Raw genomic sequence first — 16,392 nt, 5'->3', positions numbered from 1 at the left:
TTGTTAGAGGTATAGAGGAATAGGGCAATATATATGTTTTTCAAACAAGGCAGATATTCTGGATTAATTAACCCTATTGCTGGAATCATAGATTTATTGGTTATAAACCTCCTTGCTTACTATCTGCCAATCCAATTTCAATCTCCTACATTATTTCATACCTACATTTCTTTATCTTGGATAATTATATCTTTTAAAACGGAGTTCTACAAAGTATATCGGTATAGTAAAGTAGTATATATCTTAAGACTTTTATTTGTACAATTTGTTTTCTTCTTCTTGATTTTATACGCTTTCATAGGTTTTTTTAAACAGCCAATAATCAGCAGGTTAGCCTTAGGGCAATATTTTGTTTTTACATTCATAACGGTATTTGCGCTGAAGTTTTTGAACTATATTCTGTTAATGCAATATCGGGAACGAGTCAATGGAAATACAAGAAACGTTGTAGTTATAGGAAAAAGTAAAAAGGCAAACCAACTCATAAAAGTTTTTGAAGAAAGAAGGGAATATGGCTATATGTTCAAGAGACAGTTTTCGCCCCGGGATCAAAATTTCGACTTAATAGCTTGTTTTAGGTACATAGTCAATAGTAATATTGATGAAATATACTGTTCGGTTTCAAAACTGAAGGACGATGAACTAGCTGCATTTATAAACTTTGCCGATAATAACTTAAAGACTCTTAAGTTTCTTCCCGACAACAAGAATATTTTTTCTAAGAAGTTAAAGTTTGAGTATTACGACTATTTGCCTATTTTATCTTTAAGGGATATCCCACTACACAACTCCCTGAATGCATTATTGAAAAGAGGTTTCGATATTTTATTTTCTCTTACCGTCATTTTTGGTCTGCTTATATGGTTAGGCCCTATTTTAGCGCTACTGATCAGACTTGAATCAAAAGGCCCAGTATTTTTTATTCAGAAACGAACAGGGTTCGATAATAAAGAATTTCAATGTTTCAAATTTAGGTCTATGGGGATGAACGATGCTGCTGATGCTCAACAAGCGGGAAAAAATGACATGAGGGTGACGAAAATAGGGAGGTTTATCAGGAAAACGAGTATTGATGAACTTCCACAATTCTATAATGTGCTATTTGGAAACATGTCTGTAGTTGGCCCAAGACCACACATGCTGAAACATACCGATGAATATGCAAATAGGGTTGATAAATATATGCTTAGGCACTTTGTTAAACCGGGAATTACGGGTTTGGCACAGGTAAGAGGGTATAGAGGCGAAATAGAAAAGGACAGTGATATTCAGAATAGGATCAAGTTCGATATTTTCTATGTAGAGAACTGGTCTTTTTTTATGGACCTTAAGATTATAGTGCAAACAGTAATAAATGCAGTTTCCGGAGAGGAAAAGGCGTACTAGGATAGTATGAAGAGAGTTTTAATTACAGGAGCAGCTGGGTTTTTAGGATCTCACCTGTGCGATCGTTTTATTAAAGAGGGCTTCCATGTTATAGGCATGGATAATCTCATCACGGGAGACCTTAAGAACATTGCACACTTGTTTCCGTTAGAGCAGTTTGAGTTTCACCATCATGATGTATCAACCTTTGTACATTTAGAAGGTACCTTGGACTATATTTTGCATTTTGCGTCCCCTGCAAGCCCTATTGATTATTTGAAAATTCCAATAGAAACTTTAAAAGTGGGCTCTTTAGGGACATTAAACCTTTTGGGCTTGGCAAAACAGAAAAATGCACGCATCTTGGTAGCCTCTACTTCCGAAGTATATGGAGACCCTTTAGTGCACCCACAAAATGAGGAATACTATGGCAATGTAAGTCCCGTAGGCCCCAGAGGTGTTTATGATGAGGCAAAACGCTTTATGGAGTCCATTACTATGGCGTACCACCGTTATCATGGGTTAGAGACTAGAATCGTCCGTATTTTTAATACATATGGCACTAGAATGCGTTTAAATGATGGTAGAGTAGTTCCTGCATTTATGGGGCAAGCACTACGCGGAGAGGATTTAACGGTTTTTGGGGACGGCTCCCAAACGAGGTCCTTTTGTTATATAGATGACCAAGTAGAAGGAATATACCGATTGTTATTCAGCGACTATGTCAATCCAGTAAATATTGGTAATCCTCACGAAACGACTATTAAGGAGTTTGCAGAGGAGATTATTTCATTGACCGGAACGGATCAAAAGATTGTTTACAAACCATTGCCAAAGGATGATCCATTACAAAGGCAGCCAGATATTTCAAAAGCAAAAGAAATCCTTGGATGGGAACCTAAGGTGAGTCGTTCTCAAGGGTTGAAAATCGTATATGATTATTTTAAATCCCTTTCGCCAGAAGAGTTACAAAGAAAAGAGCATAGAAATTTTTTGCCTTAAAAAAGAAAAGTTTAAGGAAACCAAACAGTTTATCAAATATTTAGAAAGATGAAGATTTTAGTACTAGGCTCGGGAGGTAGGGAGCATGCGTTAGCTTGGAAACTGGCACAAAGTAGTAAGTTACAAGAATTATTTGTAGCACCAGGTAACGCAGGGACCGCTAAGCTTGGAAAAAACATACCGATAGGTGTAAATGATTTTGAGGCTATCAAAGCGTTTGTGATAGCTAATAGTGTAGATCTGGTTATAGTAGGTCCGGAAGACCCTTTGGTCAATGGGGTTCATGATTTCTTTTTAGAGGATAAGAAACTTAAAGGAATACCGGTTATAGGTCCCCAAAAGAGTGCGGCAAGCCTAGAGGGTAGTAAAGAGTTCGCGAAGGAATTTATGATGCGCCATCATATTCCTACAGCACAGTATAAGAGTTTTACAGCTGCTACAATCAATGATGCTTACACCTTCATGGAAAATCTTAATGCGCCATACGTTTTAAAAGCAGATGGATTAGCGGCAGGTAAAGGAGTAGTGATATTGGATAATTTGGAGGAAGCTAAGGCCGAACTGAGGTCTATGTTGCTAGAGGAGAAATTTGGTGCTGCGAGCACTACCGTTGTTATCGAGGAGTTCCTCGACGGAATTGAACTCAGTGTTTTCGTCTTAACAGATGGTAAGAATTACAAGCTCTTACCTACGGCCAAAGATTATAAACGTATTGGTGAAGGAGACACGGGATTAAATACAGGTGGGATGGGAGCCATATCCCCAGTTCCTTTTGCAGATAAGGCTTTAATGACACAAATAGAAGAGTCAATTGTGAAACCTACCGTAGAGGGGCTTAAAAAGGACAACTTGCCCTATAAAGGATTCATTTTTATTGGTCTTATCAAGGTTGGTGAAAAAGCCAAGGTCATTGAGTATAATGTAAGATTGGGTGATCCCGAGACAGAGGTGGTAATACCGCGTATTAAAAACGATTTGGTAACAGTATTTGAAGCCGTGGCCAATCAAAAATTGAACGAATTAGATCTCCAAATAGATGAAAGGACGGCCACCACGGTAATGACGGTTTCTGGGGGTTATCCGGGTAGCTATGATAAAGAAAAAGAAATAATGGGAATTAATGCTATAGAAGATTCATTAGTATTTCATGCGGGAACAAAACTACTGAATGATAAAATTGTCACTAACGGTGGTAGGGTAATAGCAATAACATCTTACGGTTCCGATTTTAAGGAGGCACTCAAAACATCCTACAAAAACGTTGCTAAACTATCTTTCGATGGAATGAATTTCAGAAAGGATATTGGATTTGACCTCTAAGGTGAAACCTAAATTTGTTTATGGTTCTAAATGCTACTATAAATAAGAATGAGAAGTAATAGACTTATCTTCTTCACCATTATCATTGTATTTCTTTAATTGTAACATCCAATAAACAAAGGCTACTGAACCTATAAGCATAAACAACCAATTAAGGGAATTGGCCACTGTCCAGCTTTCAACAAATCTTAAAAAGTCAAAGGGAGCAAAAAGTACATTAACGAATAAATCCTCGATACCTTCAAAAAGTGATTTCATCTTATCCTATATTTACAGTGCAAAAATATAAAAATCATACATGATTTCAAGCATTTTTGGTAAAACAAAACCTATCAATTTTATAATCGTACTAGGTTTTATATTTCTTTTCTACTGGTGCGTGCAATTTTATCTTCTGGAAAATGGGTTTTCTACAGATGCGATGCTATTAAAATCATTGGTTTTGACTATGCTGCTTTTTAGTGTTTTCGTAATCGATTTTATCGTTAAACGAAATAAGATAACGGGTCCTAATTCCTATTCCATATTATTTTTCACCGTACTATTAGTCATTTTTCCGGAAACCCTAAATGACAGTAATGGAATTTTGTGCAGTTTCTTTCTATTGCTGGCCACAAGACGTCTATTGAGTTTAAAATCCTTAAAGGATATCAAATCCAAAATATTTGACGCTACTTTATGGATATTACTATCAAGTCTTTTTTACGATTGGGCTATTATATATTTAATACTGGTTTTTATCGCTATTTATATTTACGACCCCAAGAATATCAGAAATTGGATGGTAGTACTATCGGCGGTATTTTCTTATGTCATCATCTTATTGGGTGTGCTAATTTTGATTGACAACACGTCTTTTCTTACTTCGCACTACAGTTTTGCTATAGATTATGATAGATTCTATTTGCCAAAATGGGGGTCTAGTATCAAGCTGGTGCTCTATATTATCCTTAATGGAGTTTTGACCTTATGGGCTTTCTTAAAATTGGGGAAAGCCGGTGTCGGTAAGATTACCAATATTAGAATTATTGCACTTTCATTTATGCTTGGCCTTATCGTTAATGTGCTAGTAGTATCCTATAGTTCCTATGCGCTTATGATTACCTTTTTTCCTGCGGTAATATTTATAACCAACTATATAGAGTCCATTAAGCGTACAAATATCTTAGAAGTAGTTTTAATGTTAAGTATTTTCCTTCCCTTAGTGGTCTTTATAGCAAGAGTTGCCATAAAATAATTAAAGTATCTTTGTAGAAAAGCATACCTATGTTCAGTGATTTTGCCTTTAAAATATTTGAGGAGAGTATTAAAGAATATCATATAAAAGATGATGTCTATCAATCTTTTACAAATCCCCATGATAAGGGTGATATTGCTCATCTTTTATACAGGAAAAATTGGATTGATACGGTGCAGTGGCACTATGAGGATATTATACGCGACCCGGAGATAGATCCAGTTGCAGCACTTACATTAAAACGTAAAATTGATGCAAGTAATCAGGACAGAACAGATTTAGTAGAATATATAGATAGTTATTTCTTAGAAAAATACCGTTCGGTAGAAATCAAAAGGAATGCCACTATTAACACAGAGAGCCCGGCTTGGGCAATAGATCGTTTGTCCATTCTATCGCTCAAAATATATCATATGAGGGAAGAGGCTAACAGAACGGACGCTTCAAAAGAGCATCTAGAAAAATGTAAGCAAAAGCTTAAGGTGTTGTTGGAACAGAAGCAAGACCTATCATCTGCGATAGACCAATTGCTTTTTGATATTGAATCTGGTCATAAGTACATGAAGGTATATAAACAAATGAAGATGTATAACGATGAGGAACTAAACCCCATCTTACGTGGCCAAAAGTAAACCATTTCACTTACTGGTTATTAGACTCTCGGCCATGGGAGATATTGCTATGACCGTCCCGGTTTTATTAGCGCTTACACAAAAATATCCTGAACTTAAAGTTACTCTGCTTACAAGAGCTTTTTTTGCACCTATATTTTCGAATATTCCCAATGTAACGGTTTACTCGGCAGATGTAAAAGGAAAACATAAGGGACTCTTTGGACTATGGAAACTTGCTAGGGAACTTAAAAAACTAGACATAGATGCCACGGCAGATTTACATCATGTACTGCGGAGCACTATTCTAAAACAATTTCTTGGATTAAGTGGTATTCCGGTTAAGCAATTGAATAAAGGAAGGGTTGCTAAGAAAGCACTGACTAGAGCGGCAAATAAAATTTTTGCACCCCTTAAAACAACCCATCAGCGCTATGCGGAAGTATTTGAAGGGTTAGGGTTCCCTATACAACTTGAAGCTAAGCATGTTTTAAAGAAAGAAGTTCTGCCAGAAGAGACTAGGACAACCCTTGGATTACGTAAAAAGAAGTTTATTGGAATAGCACCTTTTGCTGCTTTCGAAGGAAAAAAGTATCCATTAGAACTTATGGAAAAGGTCATTTATGGATTACAAGGCCTTAAAGATTATGAAATCATTTTATTCGGTGGAGGGGAACAAGAAAAAACACTGCTTGGGCAATGGGAAAATAAATTTGAACATTGTATCAGTGTTGTAGGTAAAATTTCATTTTCCGAAGAACTGACACTTATATCCAATCTTAGTATAATGTTATCTATGGATAGTGGTAATGGTCACTTAGCGGCCATGTACGGCGTTCATGCGGTTACACTTTGGGGAGTTACCCATCCTTATGCTGGTTTCTATCCGTTTAATCAGATGGATAACACTTTAGTATCGGATAGGGTTAAATTTCCTGAAATACCAACTTCTGTTTACGGGAACAAATTTCCCCAAGGGTATGAAAAAGCGATGGAGACCATCGCTCCCGAACAAATACTCAAAAAGATTCTTGAAATCTTGAAGTAGAGCCACAGTAATTTAGACCGTAATTTTTTTCGCTTCTACAGATCTAAAATACTGTCTTAACTGACTCATAAAGCGATACTTTTTAGCACTTGGTGCTGTTCCTACCATTAGCGTTCGTATACCAAAATAGGAACTCATAAGATAAGTAGCTACCGCTTCACAATCTACATGTCTGTCTATATGACCATTAAACTTTCCTTTTTGTAGTGTTGAAACCAAGTTTACTTCCCAGATAGCAACAATCTCACTTAGATGTTTCATGATGGTTTCATTTTTACCCTGAAACTCTGTCAAGAAGTTACTTAGAATACAACCAAAATCCGTTTCGTTATGTACTGCTGTTTCCAGTGCCTCGTCAAAACAGTTGGTAATTAAATCCAAAGGGTTATCGTTACCTTCTATGGGTTCGATTAAGGTGCTGTACACTTTTCGGGCCATTAAGTTTTGCACAATTTGTACGAAGAAGTCTTCTTTGGAGTCAAAATGATAATAAAAAGCACCTTTAGAAAGAGAAAGCTCCTTTAGAATATCATCTACACTAGTATTATAGTATCCTTTCTTGTAAAATAATTCAAGACCTGTAGCCTGCATACGTTGCATGGTAGCCATGCGTTTTAAAGATTTGTTCATGATTTCAAGATTTGGGTTAATCCGACCATATGGTCTGTACAAAGAACTCTGACATTGTATTAGTAATGATGATATTTGGACGTACGTACGGAAATTATCGGTCAAAGTTCTTAATATCGATGTACTACCTAGTTTTCAGGAATTTAAACCGACTGCTCGGTCGGTTTAAGTGTAATGTTATGGCGTTCAATGGTCCTTCTAAATTAATCCATATGAATTTTTGGGGTGATGTATACAACCAATATTGGGGAAAACCGTTTCTTCAAAATCTAACTTTCAAAACTATATTTACTAACAGGAGGGTTATGTTTGTAGCATAAAGTGTGGGCGTTTTATTTGTTCTAAGAAAAACAGGTAATTAAAATTTAAGCTATCGTTGCGGGTGTGTAATTAAAGAAGTCCATAAATGTACTTTCTAATTCATCTGTGGATGTATCACGTTATTTGGGTTAAAAACTTGTCCGGTAGAAAAGAAATAAGAAGTTATTATTAAATTAAAAACCACCCATGGCTACATTGGGTGGTTTTTACATGAATATGAATATTCCCCTCCTTCGAAGGGGCCAAGGGAGGCTTATGCCACCGTCCCCTGACAACTACTTCCTGCTCCTGCGGTACAACCGTAGCAGTGTTGTGAAATAATAATATTCCTGTCGTTTAAAAGGTCTTCATTGTAATCTTTGATATGTTTCACTTTACTGGCCACTTTAAGGTCTAGCATCTGATTAAAATCACAATCGTACAGCCAACCGTCCCAACTAATAGAAATGGTGTTCGTACACATCACATTCGCCACTGCGGATGGGTTATAGGCTTCCACTAGGGCATACATATAGTCTTCATAGTTTTCAGAGGCGATGAGGTAGTCTAGGAAACGCGCAATAGGCAGGTTGGTAATAGCGAACAGGTTGTGAAACTGAATCCCAAAATCCTCGTCCAAAGCCTTTTTAAAGTCCTTTTCCATTGCCATTTGGTCGCCAGGCAAATAGGCGCCTGATGGGTTATAGACCAAATCCAAACGCAAATCGCTACCGGGCATTCCATATCCACGCGCGTTGAGTTCTTGTAAAGCTTTTATAGACTTGTCAAAAACACCGTCACCACGTTGCTTATCCGTCTTTCCACGGGTATAGTGTGGCATTGAAGATATGACATGTACGTTGTGCTTTTTAAAGAAATCAGGTAGGTGGTAGTATTTCTTGTTCGCCCTGATAATCGTCAAATTTGAGCGAACGATAAAATCTTTGATTCCTGCTTTAGCAGCTTCTTCTACAAACCATTCGAAATCAGGATTCATTTCTGGTGCACCACCTGTTAAATCCAAGGTATGGGCTCCAGTATTTTTAATTACCTCGAGACACTGTTTCATGGTTTCACGGGTCATGATTTCTTTACGGTCCGGACCAGCATCTACGTGACAATGTTCACAAACTTGGTTACACATATACCCTACGTTGATTTGTAGTATTTCCAGCTTTTTCGGCCGAAGCGGAAAATGCCCTATTTCTCCAATTTTGTCCTTAAAGTAAGGTAGTTCGCCATCGGCAAAGATGCCTCCGTTTAAAATATCAAGCTGCCTGTTGCTTTGTGCTAACTCGTTCCCTTTTGCTTTTAATGATTTTGTAGCCATTTCTTTATTGTTGTTCGTTACTTGTTGTCCGTTGATGGTTGTCAGTAAGTATCCAACAACCATCAACGGACAACTATCAACTATTTTACATACTCAATTTATCATGTTTGTTCATCATTTGCACTGCATGTACCAAGGTCGCACCACTTTCAATGGCGGCGCCAGTATGCACGGCTTCCATCATTTCTTCTTTGGTAATACCCCGTTGCAGTCCGTCTTTGGTGTATGCATCAATGCAATACGGACATTTGACTACATGCGATACGGCTAAGGCTATCAAAGACTTTTCCCTAGCACTTAGTGCGCCTTCTTCGAAAACCTTACCGTAGTAGTCAAAAAACTTGGTTCCGAGTTCTTCACTCCACTCTGTTATTTTTCCAAATTTTCTTAAATCTTTAGGGTTGTAATAAGAATCTGCCATCTTTTTCTGTGTTTTAGGTGCTATATTTTGTTTTGTAGTATCTAAATAAATCGGAATGCCCTGCCCCATTTTTTCTATTTCAGGAAGGATTTCCATATTGTCCCAAATACCGGAAGAAAGCGTATCTGCATATTCCTCTGGTAAATGGTTTTTAAACATTAATTGCTGAGCCGTGGTGTAATCATAATCAAAAGACCGATGGGTATATTGTAGTTTACCATCTATTATTTCTAATAGCATATACCAGACGCGTGTTGTGCCATCATTTGCAGGCATGCCAATGACTCCAGGGTTTAACCAGAGCTTTTCTTTTATAGATTGATGAAAAGGAAGTCCGCAATGCCCTCCGATAATCACATCACTTTCGGTATCATCAAAACAATGTTGCTTGCTCGTGTCGGCATTCGATTGGAAGATAAACTCCGATGTATTCCCGTAATTTCCATGTACTATGGTTACTTTTTTTCCGCCATATTCAAAACTGATATATTCAGGAATAGTAGCTATATAATCCAATGATTCCTGAGATAAACGTCCTTTGGTATACGGAAACCATAGCTTAGAAAAACTATCACAACGACCACCGGCCTTAAAATCACAGCCACAGTCCTCACTATCGTTCGCTAGTTGCAATTCTACATTACCAGCGATGCTTAGCGCGCCCCAATTTCTAAAAGCTTGTATCGTTTCTTCGGGTTGCGCGCAATAACCTGTAATATCACCGGTACAAATGCAATTTTCTGCGGGAATTCCTTCGTCTTTGGCAATAGTCATTAGCTGCTCTAAAGCTTGGAGATTGCTATAGACGCCACCAAAAAACAAAAGCTTTCCGGTTTTTGTGCCGATATGTTTTATATCCTTATCCATTTGGGTATAAAGTAAAGTACGATACAGCTTAAAATTCCCCAGAAATTAATCCATAGTAAGTCTGCATATTTCCCTGTCGTAATTATTAATGATTGAGGGAACCAACTGAAAATCAGCAAAAATCCGAAAATAATACCACAAAACACGCTTAGGTGAAAACTGATTTTTGGAACACTGCCTTTCCAAAATAGAAATACGGGTGTTAAACCTATTACCATAGTACCGCTTATAGTGGTGGCCGAGAGTATTTCAGCATCTAGAAAGACCGGAATGGTACCTAAAACGGCAATGCCCACCATAGACCAACGACCAAATTTTAGGGAGTTTCCTAAATTTAAATCGACAGCTACTAATTTTGAGAAGGATGAGAAAGTGGAGTCCAAAGTTGATGCCGCTGAGGTAATCATGATGAAATTAATGACCAATAAAATTATCACCCCAAATGCTTTCCCCACTTCTACTGCTGCTTGTCCTTGCATTCCTTGCACCTGTGCATACACTCCGATTATACTGAACAGTACAATACAAACGCCACCTACAATGCTGGCCCAAAGAAAACTTTTTAATGTCACTTTTGGACTGCTTAAAAAGCCTCTGTCTGTTAGCACTGGGTCGTGAAAAGGGTAACTGAAAGATTGCAGTACCGCAGCAAAGAGCATATTTAATCCCATATCAAAAGACCAAAATCCTGAACTTATCGCTTGTGTTGGAGTAAAGTTATCTTCTGAAGTAAAAATGGCACCAAGAATTACGAGCAATAAAACACCGAATAAACCCATTTGTAGAACATCCGTGAAAATAGAACTACTCATTCCCCCTTTTAGAACATAGGCAAGGGTTAGTGTCGTGAATACTAAAATTGACCAGTAATAGGAACTGGAACCCATATCCCCAAAATAGGAGCCAATAACCATGGTGTTACTCCAAACTTCATTAAAGAGGCGAATGGCAATTAAAATAGAAAATACGGCAACAGCACTTTTTCCAAATTTGGAAGTCAAGAAATGATGAATACTGGTGTATTTTCCGTGGATTCGCATCTGATAAATTACAATGCCCGCTACGGCAAATGAAAAGTAATAAGCAGCGTATGCTACACCACCAACAATCCCATAATCCAATCCTAAGTTTGCTGCATTGGTGATGCTTTTGGCGAATATCCAAGATATCACCAAACTTCCCATTAACATGAAGGTATTTGGGGCTTTCTTCTTTTGAACCGCTTTAAAAAACTGATTGGTATTTTTAGCTAATGGAGATAGGAAAAATAGTATCAAACTTGATGCTATCACAAGACCCCATTGAAGCCCCTCAACCCCTATCGGGGGCGTTTCAATTAGCGGTATGTTAGTTAACGGTATCAATTAAATTCTATTCTAAAATTTTCACTTCGACCAAGTATAGTATTTGGGAATAATCCCTATTACAGTTTAAATAAATTAATTCTCGCTTTGCGAGTCCCACCAAACAGCAGCATTAATACTATTGCCATCTGTTTTGGTTGCTGCTGCTTCGTAATTTACTGCATTCAGCGCTTGTTCTTCTGCCGGATAAGGCATGCGTACGGGAAGCAAATCATTATTTAAACTAGCTGAAATTGTTTTTAACTGTGGAAAACCTGTTCTACGGTATTCTATCCAACCTTCATATCCATTGATAATGTTCGCTATCCATTTTTGCGTGATGATATTTTCTATAGCATCACCATTAGTGTAAGCACCTTCTGTAGCTAAATAATCAACTGGTAATGCGGTATTCCAATAGTCAAAAGCTTGGGTGACCCCAGTTTCATATAAGGCTTGTGCATCTGCCGTAATGAATCCTCGTGCTGCGGCTTCAGCTAAAAGAAAATGCGTTTCCCAACTGGTCATAAAGTTGGCATCTAATGCACTAGTAGCTTCTCTGAAACTAGTTCCCGCTAGGGAAAAATCTGCCAAAATAACTGCATTTTGGGTGGCATCAACTCCGTTTAATAGCCCATTGAATTCCCCAACATTGCTATTTGAAAAGGGACGAAAGAGGGTTGAAATTCGCGGGTCGTTTAAATTGGTTAGGATTTCATCCATGGTTTCGGAAAGCACAAAGTTGTTGAAATCTCCAATACGCAATCGGGCTAAGCGAAAGTTATTCGGTTCGCCATCATTAAAATCAAATGCTGCATTCTGCGTGTTGTCGCTTATAAAATCAGCCCCATCAAAAAGTGCTTGCAGTGCTGTTGCATTATCTTGGACATTTGAGGTGCGCATTAAAAATTTAATTTGAAGCGATTTCGCAAAACGTACCCAAGCCTGTAGGTCACCATTAAAAAGAATATCACCTTCTAAAGGAATGGTACCCGTGTAGCTTTCAATGGCAGCGATTCCTCTTTCAAGATTATCAAAAATACCACCTTCGGCCAGGTAGATAGCTTCTTGGTCATCATAAACCGGTGTTACGGTAACATCCTTCCCTTGAAAGCCTTCGGAATATGGTACATCACCAAACATATCTGTTAACGCTCCCGCCATATAAGCTTTTAAAATACGAGCAGGACCTTCATAGACTTCAAAAGTTGGGTTCTCCAGAGCGGAACGTAATATCTGTTCATTATCACGCAAGTTGGTATATAAAATTGGCCATGGATTACCCCCTAGCTGTGGCGATTTTAAATCGTGACGGTCAAAAAGGTTAAAATCCAAAGCGGTTCTATATTGCCCCAGTAAATCGCCCGCGGTAAAACCTTCGTAAGACATTTGTTCGCCATAATCATAAATTACCTGTCTTAGTAATAAACTGGGTTGCACAGCTACGGGCTGATTAGGATTTGTGTTGATTTCTTCAAAATCTTTGGTACAACTGGCTATAAACACAAATACAAACACAAGTATTACCTTGAAATGTTCCTTTGCTCTCCTGACAAACAAATTTCTGTCAGTTAGAGCGGAGTCGAGAACTAAGGATCGCAATTGCAATTTACCGCTCCACTCCGCTCGAGGGGACAGCCCTTTCGTTATTTTATTTATATACTTCATCATCTTCATAATTAAAAATTAAACCCTGCTTTAAAACCAATACTTCTTGTGGTAGCATAGGACATGTCTTCAACACCACTTATAAATCCTTGTCCTTGAACGGCGAGTTGCTCTGGGTCAAAATGCGGATTTTCTGTAATTGCGAATAGATTTCTTCCTATCAATGAAAGCCGCAAGCTTGCATCTTGCTGTAAAAACTTAAGCTTATCAAAAGTATAACCAACCGAAAACTGACGTAGTTTTAGGAAGGAAGCATCATAGGTATTGTTTTCCTCATGGTTTCTATCGTAAAACTGACGGTAAAAACTTTCTGCCGTAACGGCGGTGGTGTTGGGGGTAAAAACAGGATTTTCTGCCGTGCCCGTATTTACAACGCCTTCTGGAATAATTCCCTCTTCCGGTCTAAAAGCTGTTTCAGCCAATTGGCCGCCCACATTTCCTAAGGCACGTGTTCGGGAAACGATAATTCCGCCTTGGCGCCAATCTAAAAGGAAGCCTAAATCCCACTTCTTATAATTAAACTGGTTATTGAAGCCTACCATGAAATCAGGGTTTGAATTTCCTAATTTTTGCAAGGTGTTATCTGGAATGTAGCGACCTTCATCGGTAAGGATAAAATCACCATTTTCATTCCGCTGATACCCTGTACCATACAAATCACCAATACGACCGCCTTCTTCTACTTGTACAAATACCGTTTGGTTTTGACTGTCATAAATTCTTGAAAATGCTAGCGTTAATCTACCAGCATCTTGTGGTAAGTCTTCCACTGTAGCACGGTTAGTGCTAAAGTTTACGGTACTGTTCCATTTAAAGTTTTGGGTTGCGACCGGTGTAGCTCCTAGAATAACTTCTACTCCTTTAGAGCGCACTTTTCCACCATTCACCACTTGTTGCGTAAAGCCAGAGGAAATACCAATGGGTAAAGAAATAATTTGGTCTTTGGTCACTGCGTTGTAGTAAGAAATGTCCAAATTCAGTTTATCACCAAAAAACCGAATATCTGCACCCACTTCAATCGCGGCGGTTTGCTCTGGTCTTAAATTAGGGTTTGCGATAAGGTTCTGATCACTAAATGTTGGCTGACCGTTAAAAGGGGTCTGCGCTATAAACGCTCCCGTGGTTTGGTAAGGATTGGTGTCATTACCTACTTGTGCATAACTAGCGCGCAGTTTGGCAAAAGAAATGGCTTGTGGTAATTCTGTTACGTTAGACAGAATAAAACTAGTGGAAACCGATGGGTAGAAAAAAGAAACATTATCCACGGAAAAAGGAGTAGCCAATGCGCTGGACCAATCGTTTCTGCCTGTAATGTCTACAAAGAGGTAGTCTTTGTAACCAAACTTGGCCAGACCATAAAAACTGTTGATGCGCTTGTTCGATTCAAACTCAAAAACTTCAATCGGTGAAGCTGCATTACTTAATCTAAAAATACCTGGCTGTGCCAAACTCGTGGTTTGTGATTGCCCCGTAAATGCTTTTTGGTCCAAACGATTTCCGCCAAGGGAAACATCCACCTTAAAATCACCAAAGGCATTGTTATAGTTTAAAAGAAAGTCGGTATTAATTTCCCGGTAAAACACATCATGCTCTGCATAACCGCCATTTCTAAACCGATTGGTACTAAACGCTCTTCTAAACTGTCGGGTTTCGCTAGAATAATCCATACCTGTGCGGACTGTCGCCGATAAATTATCGGTGATGTCATAAGAAGCTGACACGTTTCCAAAAACCCGATCTCTGTTAAATGAATTTCGATTTTCATTCAGGATAAAGTACGGATTGTCAAAGAAGGTATAGTTAAAAGAATACTGTTGCAGCCCTTCTAAACCGGGTTGCCAATAATTGCGTAGGTTATCAATATTAAGAGACCTTGGCCCCCATGCTACTAAGGAATAGTTGACGTTCTCAGAACCGTATCCGTTAGATGGTCTGTTGTCACTTTGGGAGTTTACATAACTTAAGCTAGAATTGATGCGTAATTTATCCGTTGGACGGAAATTTAAACGAGAAGATATTGTTTGTCTGTCTAAATTCACCCCTGGAATAATACTTTCACTTCGTAAATCGGTAAAAGAAAGCCTAAAATTACCTTTATCAAAGCCTGATGAAATCGCTAGATTGTTAATGGCTGTAGTACCTGTTTGATAAAAATCGCGCAGGTTGTTTGGGTTAGAACGAAATTCGGTAGGTGTAATAGGAAGCCCGTTATAAACCGAAGTATCACCACCACGAACAATGGTGCCGTCTGGCAGCGTAACGGGACTATCAAACTGCGGAATTAAATTCCCTACATCTAATCGAGGTCCCCAGCTATAGGTGATATTATCACTGGTTCCGCCCCCGAGTCCGTCTACAAATTCAAAAACACCTGCTTGGCCTTGTCCAAATTCGTTTTGAAAATCGGGCAGTTGAAAAGCTGATTCTACGAAGAAACTGGTGTTGTAGCTTATGCCCAGGCCTTTGCTTTTAGAACCATCTTTGGTTTCTATGACAATAACGCCATTTGCAGCACGCGTACCATAGAGTGCAGCGGCACTTGGCCCTTTTAAGACCGAAACTTCTGCAATATCATCAGGGTTGACTTCCATGGCACCGTTTCCAAAATCCACTTCTTGAAAACCGGCGGCAGCCTCGTTGGTAAAATTGAAGACCGAGTTGTTGTTAATTGGCACGCCGTCAACAATAAAAAGCGGATTATTGTTTGAGAACGAAGCTTCGCCACGAATGGTAATTTTTGAGGAAGACCCTACGCCCGTAGCTCCCTGGTTAATGGTTACACCAGCCAATTTACCTGCTAAGTTATCCAAAAAGTTTACCGCCTTAACTTCGGTTACGCCTTCTGCATCTAAACTTTGAACTACGTAACCCAATTCTTTGGTCTCTCTTTTGAGGCCAAGTGCCGTTAAAACAACTTCGTTTAGTTGTTCTGAGGACTCCATAAGGGTAATATCTAAAACACCGACATTATTAATGGGTGTTGTTTGGGTTTCATATCCTAAGATGGAAAATTTAAGTGCTCCAAATAAATTGGGAACGTATAGACTATACTCACCTTCTTCGTTTGTTATAGTTCCTTTGTTCGTGCCGCTCAGTTGAACGTTTACGTAAGGAATAGGTGCGCCGTTGCTATCGGAAACAGTACCGGAAACGGACTCTTGTGCTGTTGTAATAGTTGCTATGAATAGGGTCATAGCTAACAATAAATACTTCATGTAATTATATAATGTTAGATAGTAATTTAGATGGA

At 38.5% G+C, this 16,392-nt stretch carries 13 protein-coding genes and 1 pseudogene; 6 read left to right on the top strand and 8 right to left on the bottom strand.

The annotated features are described in order from the left end of the window. The first annotated feature begins 33 nt into the window (after positions 1-33). Genes SJY09_RS13310 through purD form a run of 3 tightly spaced genes read left to right on the top strand, consistent with a single transcriptional unit; the run spans position 34 to position 3,687 of the window. Positions 34-1,386, top strand: coding sequence for an exopolysaccharide biosynthesis polyprenyl glycosylphosphotransferase (locus tag SJY09_RS13310; protein ID WP_396636206.1), 1,353 nt, complete (start codon positions 34-36; stop codon positions 1,384-1,386). A gap of 6 nt (positions 1,387-1,392) precedes the next feature. Beyond that, positions 1,393-2,367 (top strand): UDP-glucuronic acid decarboxylase family protein, encoded by a 975-nt coding sequence (locus SJY09_RS13305; protein ID WP_396636205.1) that lies wholly within the window; start codon positions 1,393-1,395, stop codon positions 2,365-2,367. Between the two features lie 48 nt (positions 2,368-2,415). Next, positions 2,416-3,687, top strand: a complete 1,272-nt coding sequence (gene purD / locus SJY09_RS13300) for a phosphoribosylamine--glycine ligase (RefSeq protein WP_396636204.1) — start codon at positions 2,416-2,418, stop codon at positions 3,685-3,687. A 36-nt stretch (positions 3,688-3,723) separates the two neighbouring features. Here purD and SJY09_RS13295 read toward each other — a convergent pair whose 3' ends face one another. Further along, a complete protein-coding gene (locus SJY09_RS13295) occupies positions 3,724-3,945 on the bottom strand; it encodes a uracil phosphoribosyltransferase (RefSeq protein ID WP_396636203.1) in 222 nt (73 codons plus the stop codon). Between the two features lie 40 nt (positions 3,946-3,985). Between SJY09_RS13295 and SJY09_RS13290 the strand changes: the two genes are divergently transcribed. From SJY09_RS13290 to SJY09_RS13280, 3 genes are read left to right on the top strand one after another with little or no spacing between them, the layout of a single operon-like run. Then, positions 3,986-4,924 carry a DUF6427 family protein gene (locus SJY09_RS13290; protein WP_396636202.1) on the top strand — a complete coding sequence of 313 codons (939 nt, stop codon included), beginning with the start codon at positions 3,986-3,988 and terminating at the stop codon, positions 4,922-4,924. A gap of 29 nt (positions 4,925-4,953) precedes the next feature. Next, positions 4,954-5,556 carry a DUF4254 domain-containing protein gene (locus SJY09_RS13285; protein ID WP_396636201.1) on the top strand — a complete coding sequence of 201 codons (603 nt, stop codon included), beginning with the start codon at positions 4,954-4,956 and terminating at the stop codon, positions 5,554-5,556. Beyond that, entirely contained in the window at positions 5,543-6,583 is a 1,041-nt protein-coding gene (locus SJY09_RS13280; RefSeq protein ID WP_396636200.1) for a glycosyltransferase family 9 protein, read from the top strand. The genes SJY09_RS13285 and SJY09_RS13280 overlap by 14 nt, the downstream gene beginning before the upstream one ends. Before the next feature lie 12 nt (positions 6,584-6,595). Here the strand turns inward: SJY09_RS13280 and SJY09_RS13275 are convergent, their stop codons facing one another. The 7 genes and pseudogenes from SJY09_RS13275 to SJY09_RS13245 form a co-directional block, all read right to left on the bottom strand. Further along, the gene (locus SJY09_RS13275; protein ID WP_396636199.1) at positions 6,596-7,213 is read right to left on the bottom strand and encodes a TetR/AcrR family transcriptional regulator; all 618 of its coding nucleotides are present in this window, start codon (positions 7,211-7,213) and stop codon (positions 6,596-6,598) included. Between the two features lie 574 nt (positions 7,214-7,787). Then, positions 7,788-8,843 (bottom strand): arsenosugar biosynthesis radical SAM (seleno)protein ArsS, encoded by a 1,056-nt coding sequence (gene arsS / locus SJY09_RS13270; protein WP_099573389.1) that lies wholly within the window; start codon positions 8,841-8,843, stop codon positions 7,788-7,790. An 85-nt stretch (positions 8,844-8,928) separates the two neighbouring features. Beyond that, on the bottom strand, positions 8,929-9,264 hold the full coding sequence (locus SJY09_RS13265; RefSeq protein WP_396638636.1) for an arsenosugar biosynthesis-associated peroxidase-like protein: 336 nt from the start codon (positions 9,262-9,264) through the stop codon (positions 8,929-8,931). 240 nt (positions 9,265-9,504) lie between these two features. Then, positions 9,505-10,131, bottom strand: a pseudogene (locus SJY09_RS13260) (metallophosphoesterase family protein); the annotation flags it as partial. Beyond that, complete coding sequence (locus tag SJY09_RS13255) at positions 10,116-11,453, bottom strand: sodium:solute symporter (RefSeq protein ID WP_396638635.1); 1,338 nt, start codon at positions 11,451-11,453, stop codon at positions 10,116-10,118. The gene SJY09_RS13255 and the pseudogene SJY09_RS13260, both read right to left, overlap by 16 nt. Positions 11,454-11,570: 117 nt before the next feature. Beyond that, the gene (locus SJY09_RS13250; protein WP_396636198.1) at positions 11,571-13,145 is read right to left on the bottom strand and encodes a SusD/RagB family nutrient-binding outer membrane lipoprotein; all 1,575 of its coding nucleotides are present in this window, start codon (positions 13,143-13,145) and stop codon (positions 11,571-11,573) included. An 8-nt stretch (positions 13,146-13,153) separates the two neighbouring features. Beyond that, positions 13,154-16,357 (bottom strand): SusC/RagA family TonB-linked outer membrane protein, encoded by a 3,204-nt coding sequence (locus SJY09_RS13245; protein ID WP_396636197.1) that lies wholly within the window; start codon positions 16,355-16,357, stop codon positions 13,154-13,156. Positions 16,358-16,392: the final 35 nt, after the last annotated feature.

It is taken from the genome of Maribacter sp. R77961 (assembly GCF_044594925.1).
Classification (GTDB): Bacteria; Bacteroidota; Bacteroidia; order Flavobacteriales; family Flavobacteriaceae; genus Maribacter.
The sequence above is the reverse complement of the archived record's forward strand: the minus strand, read 5'-3'. Positions and strand labels throughout refer to the sequence as shown.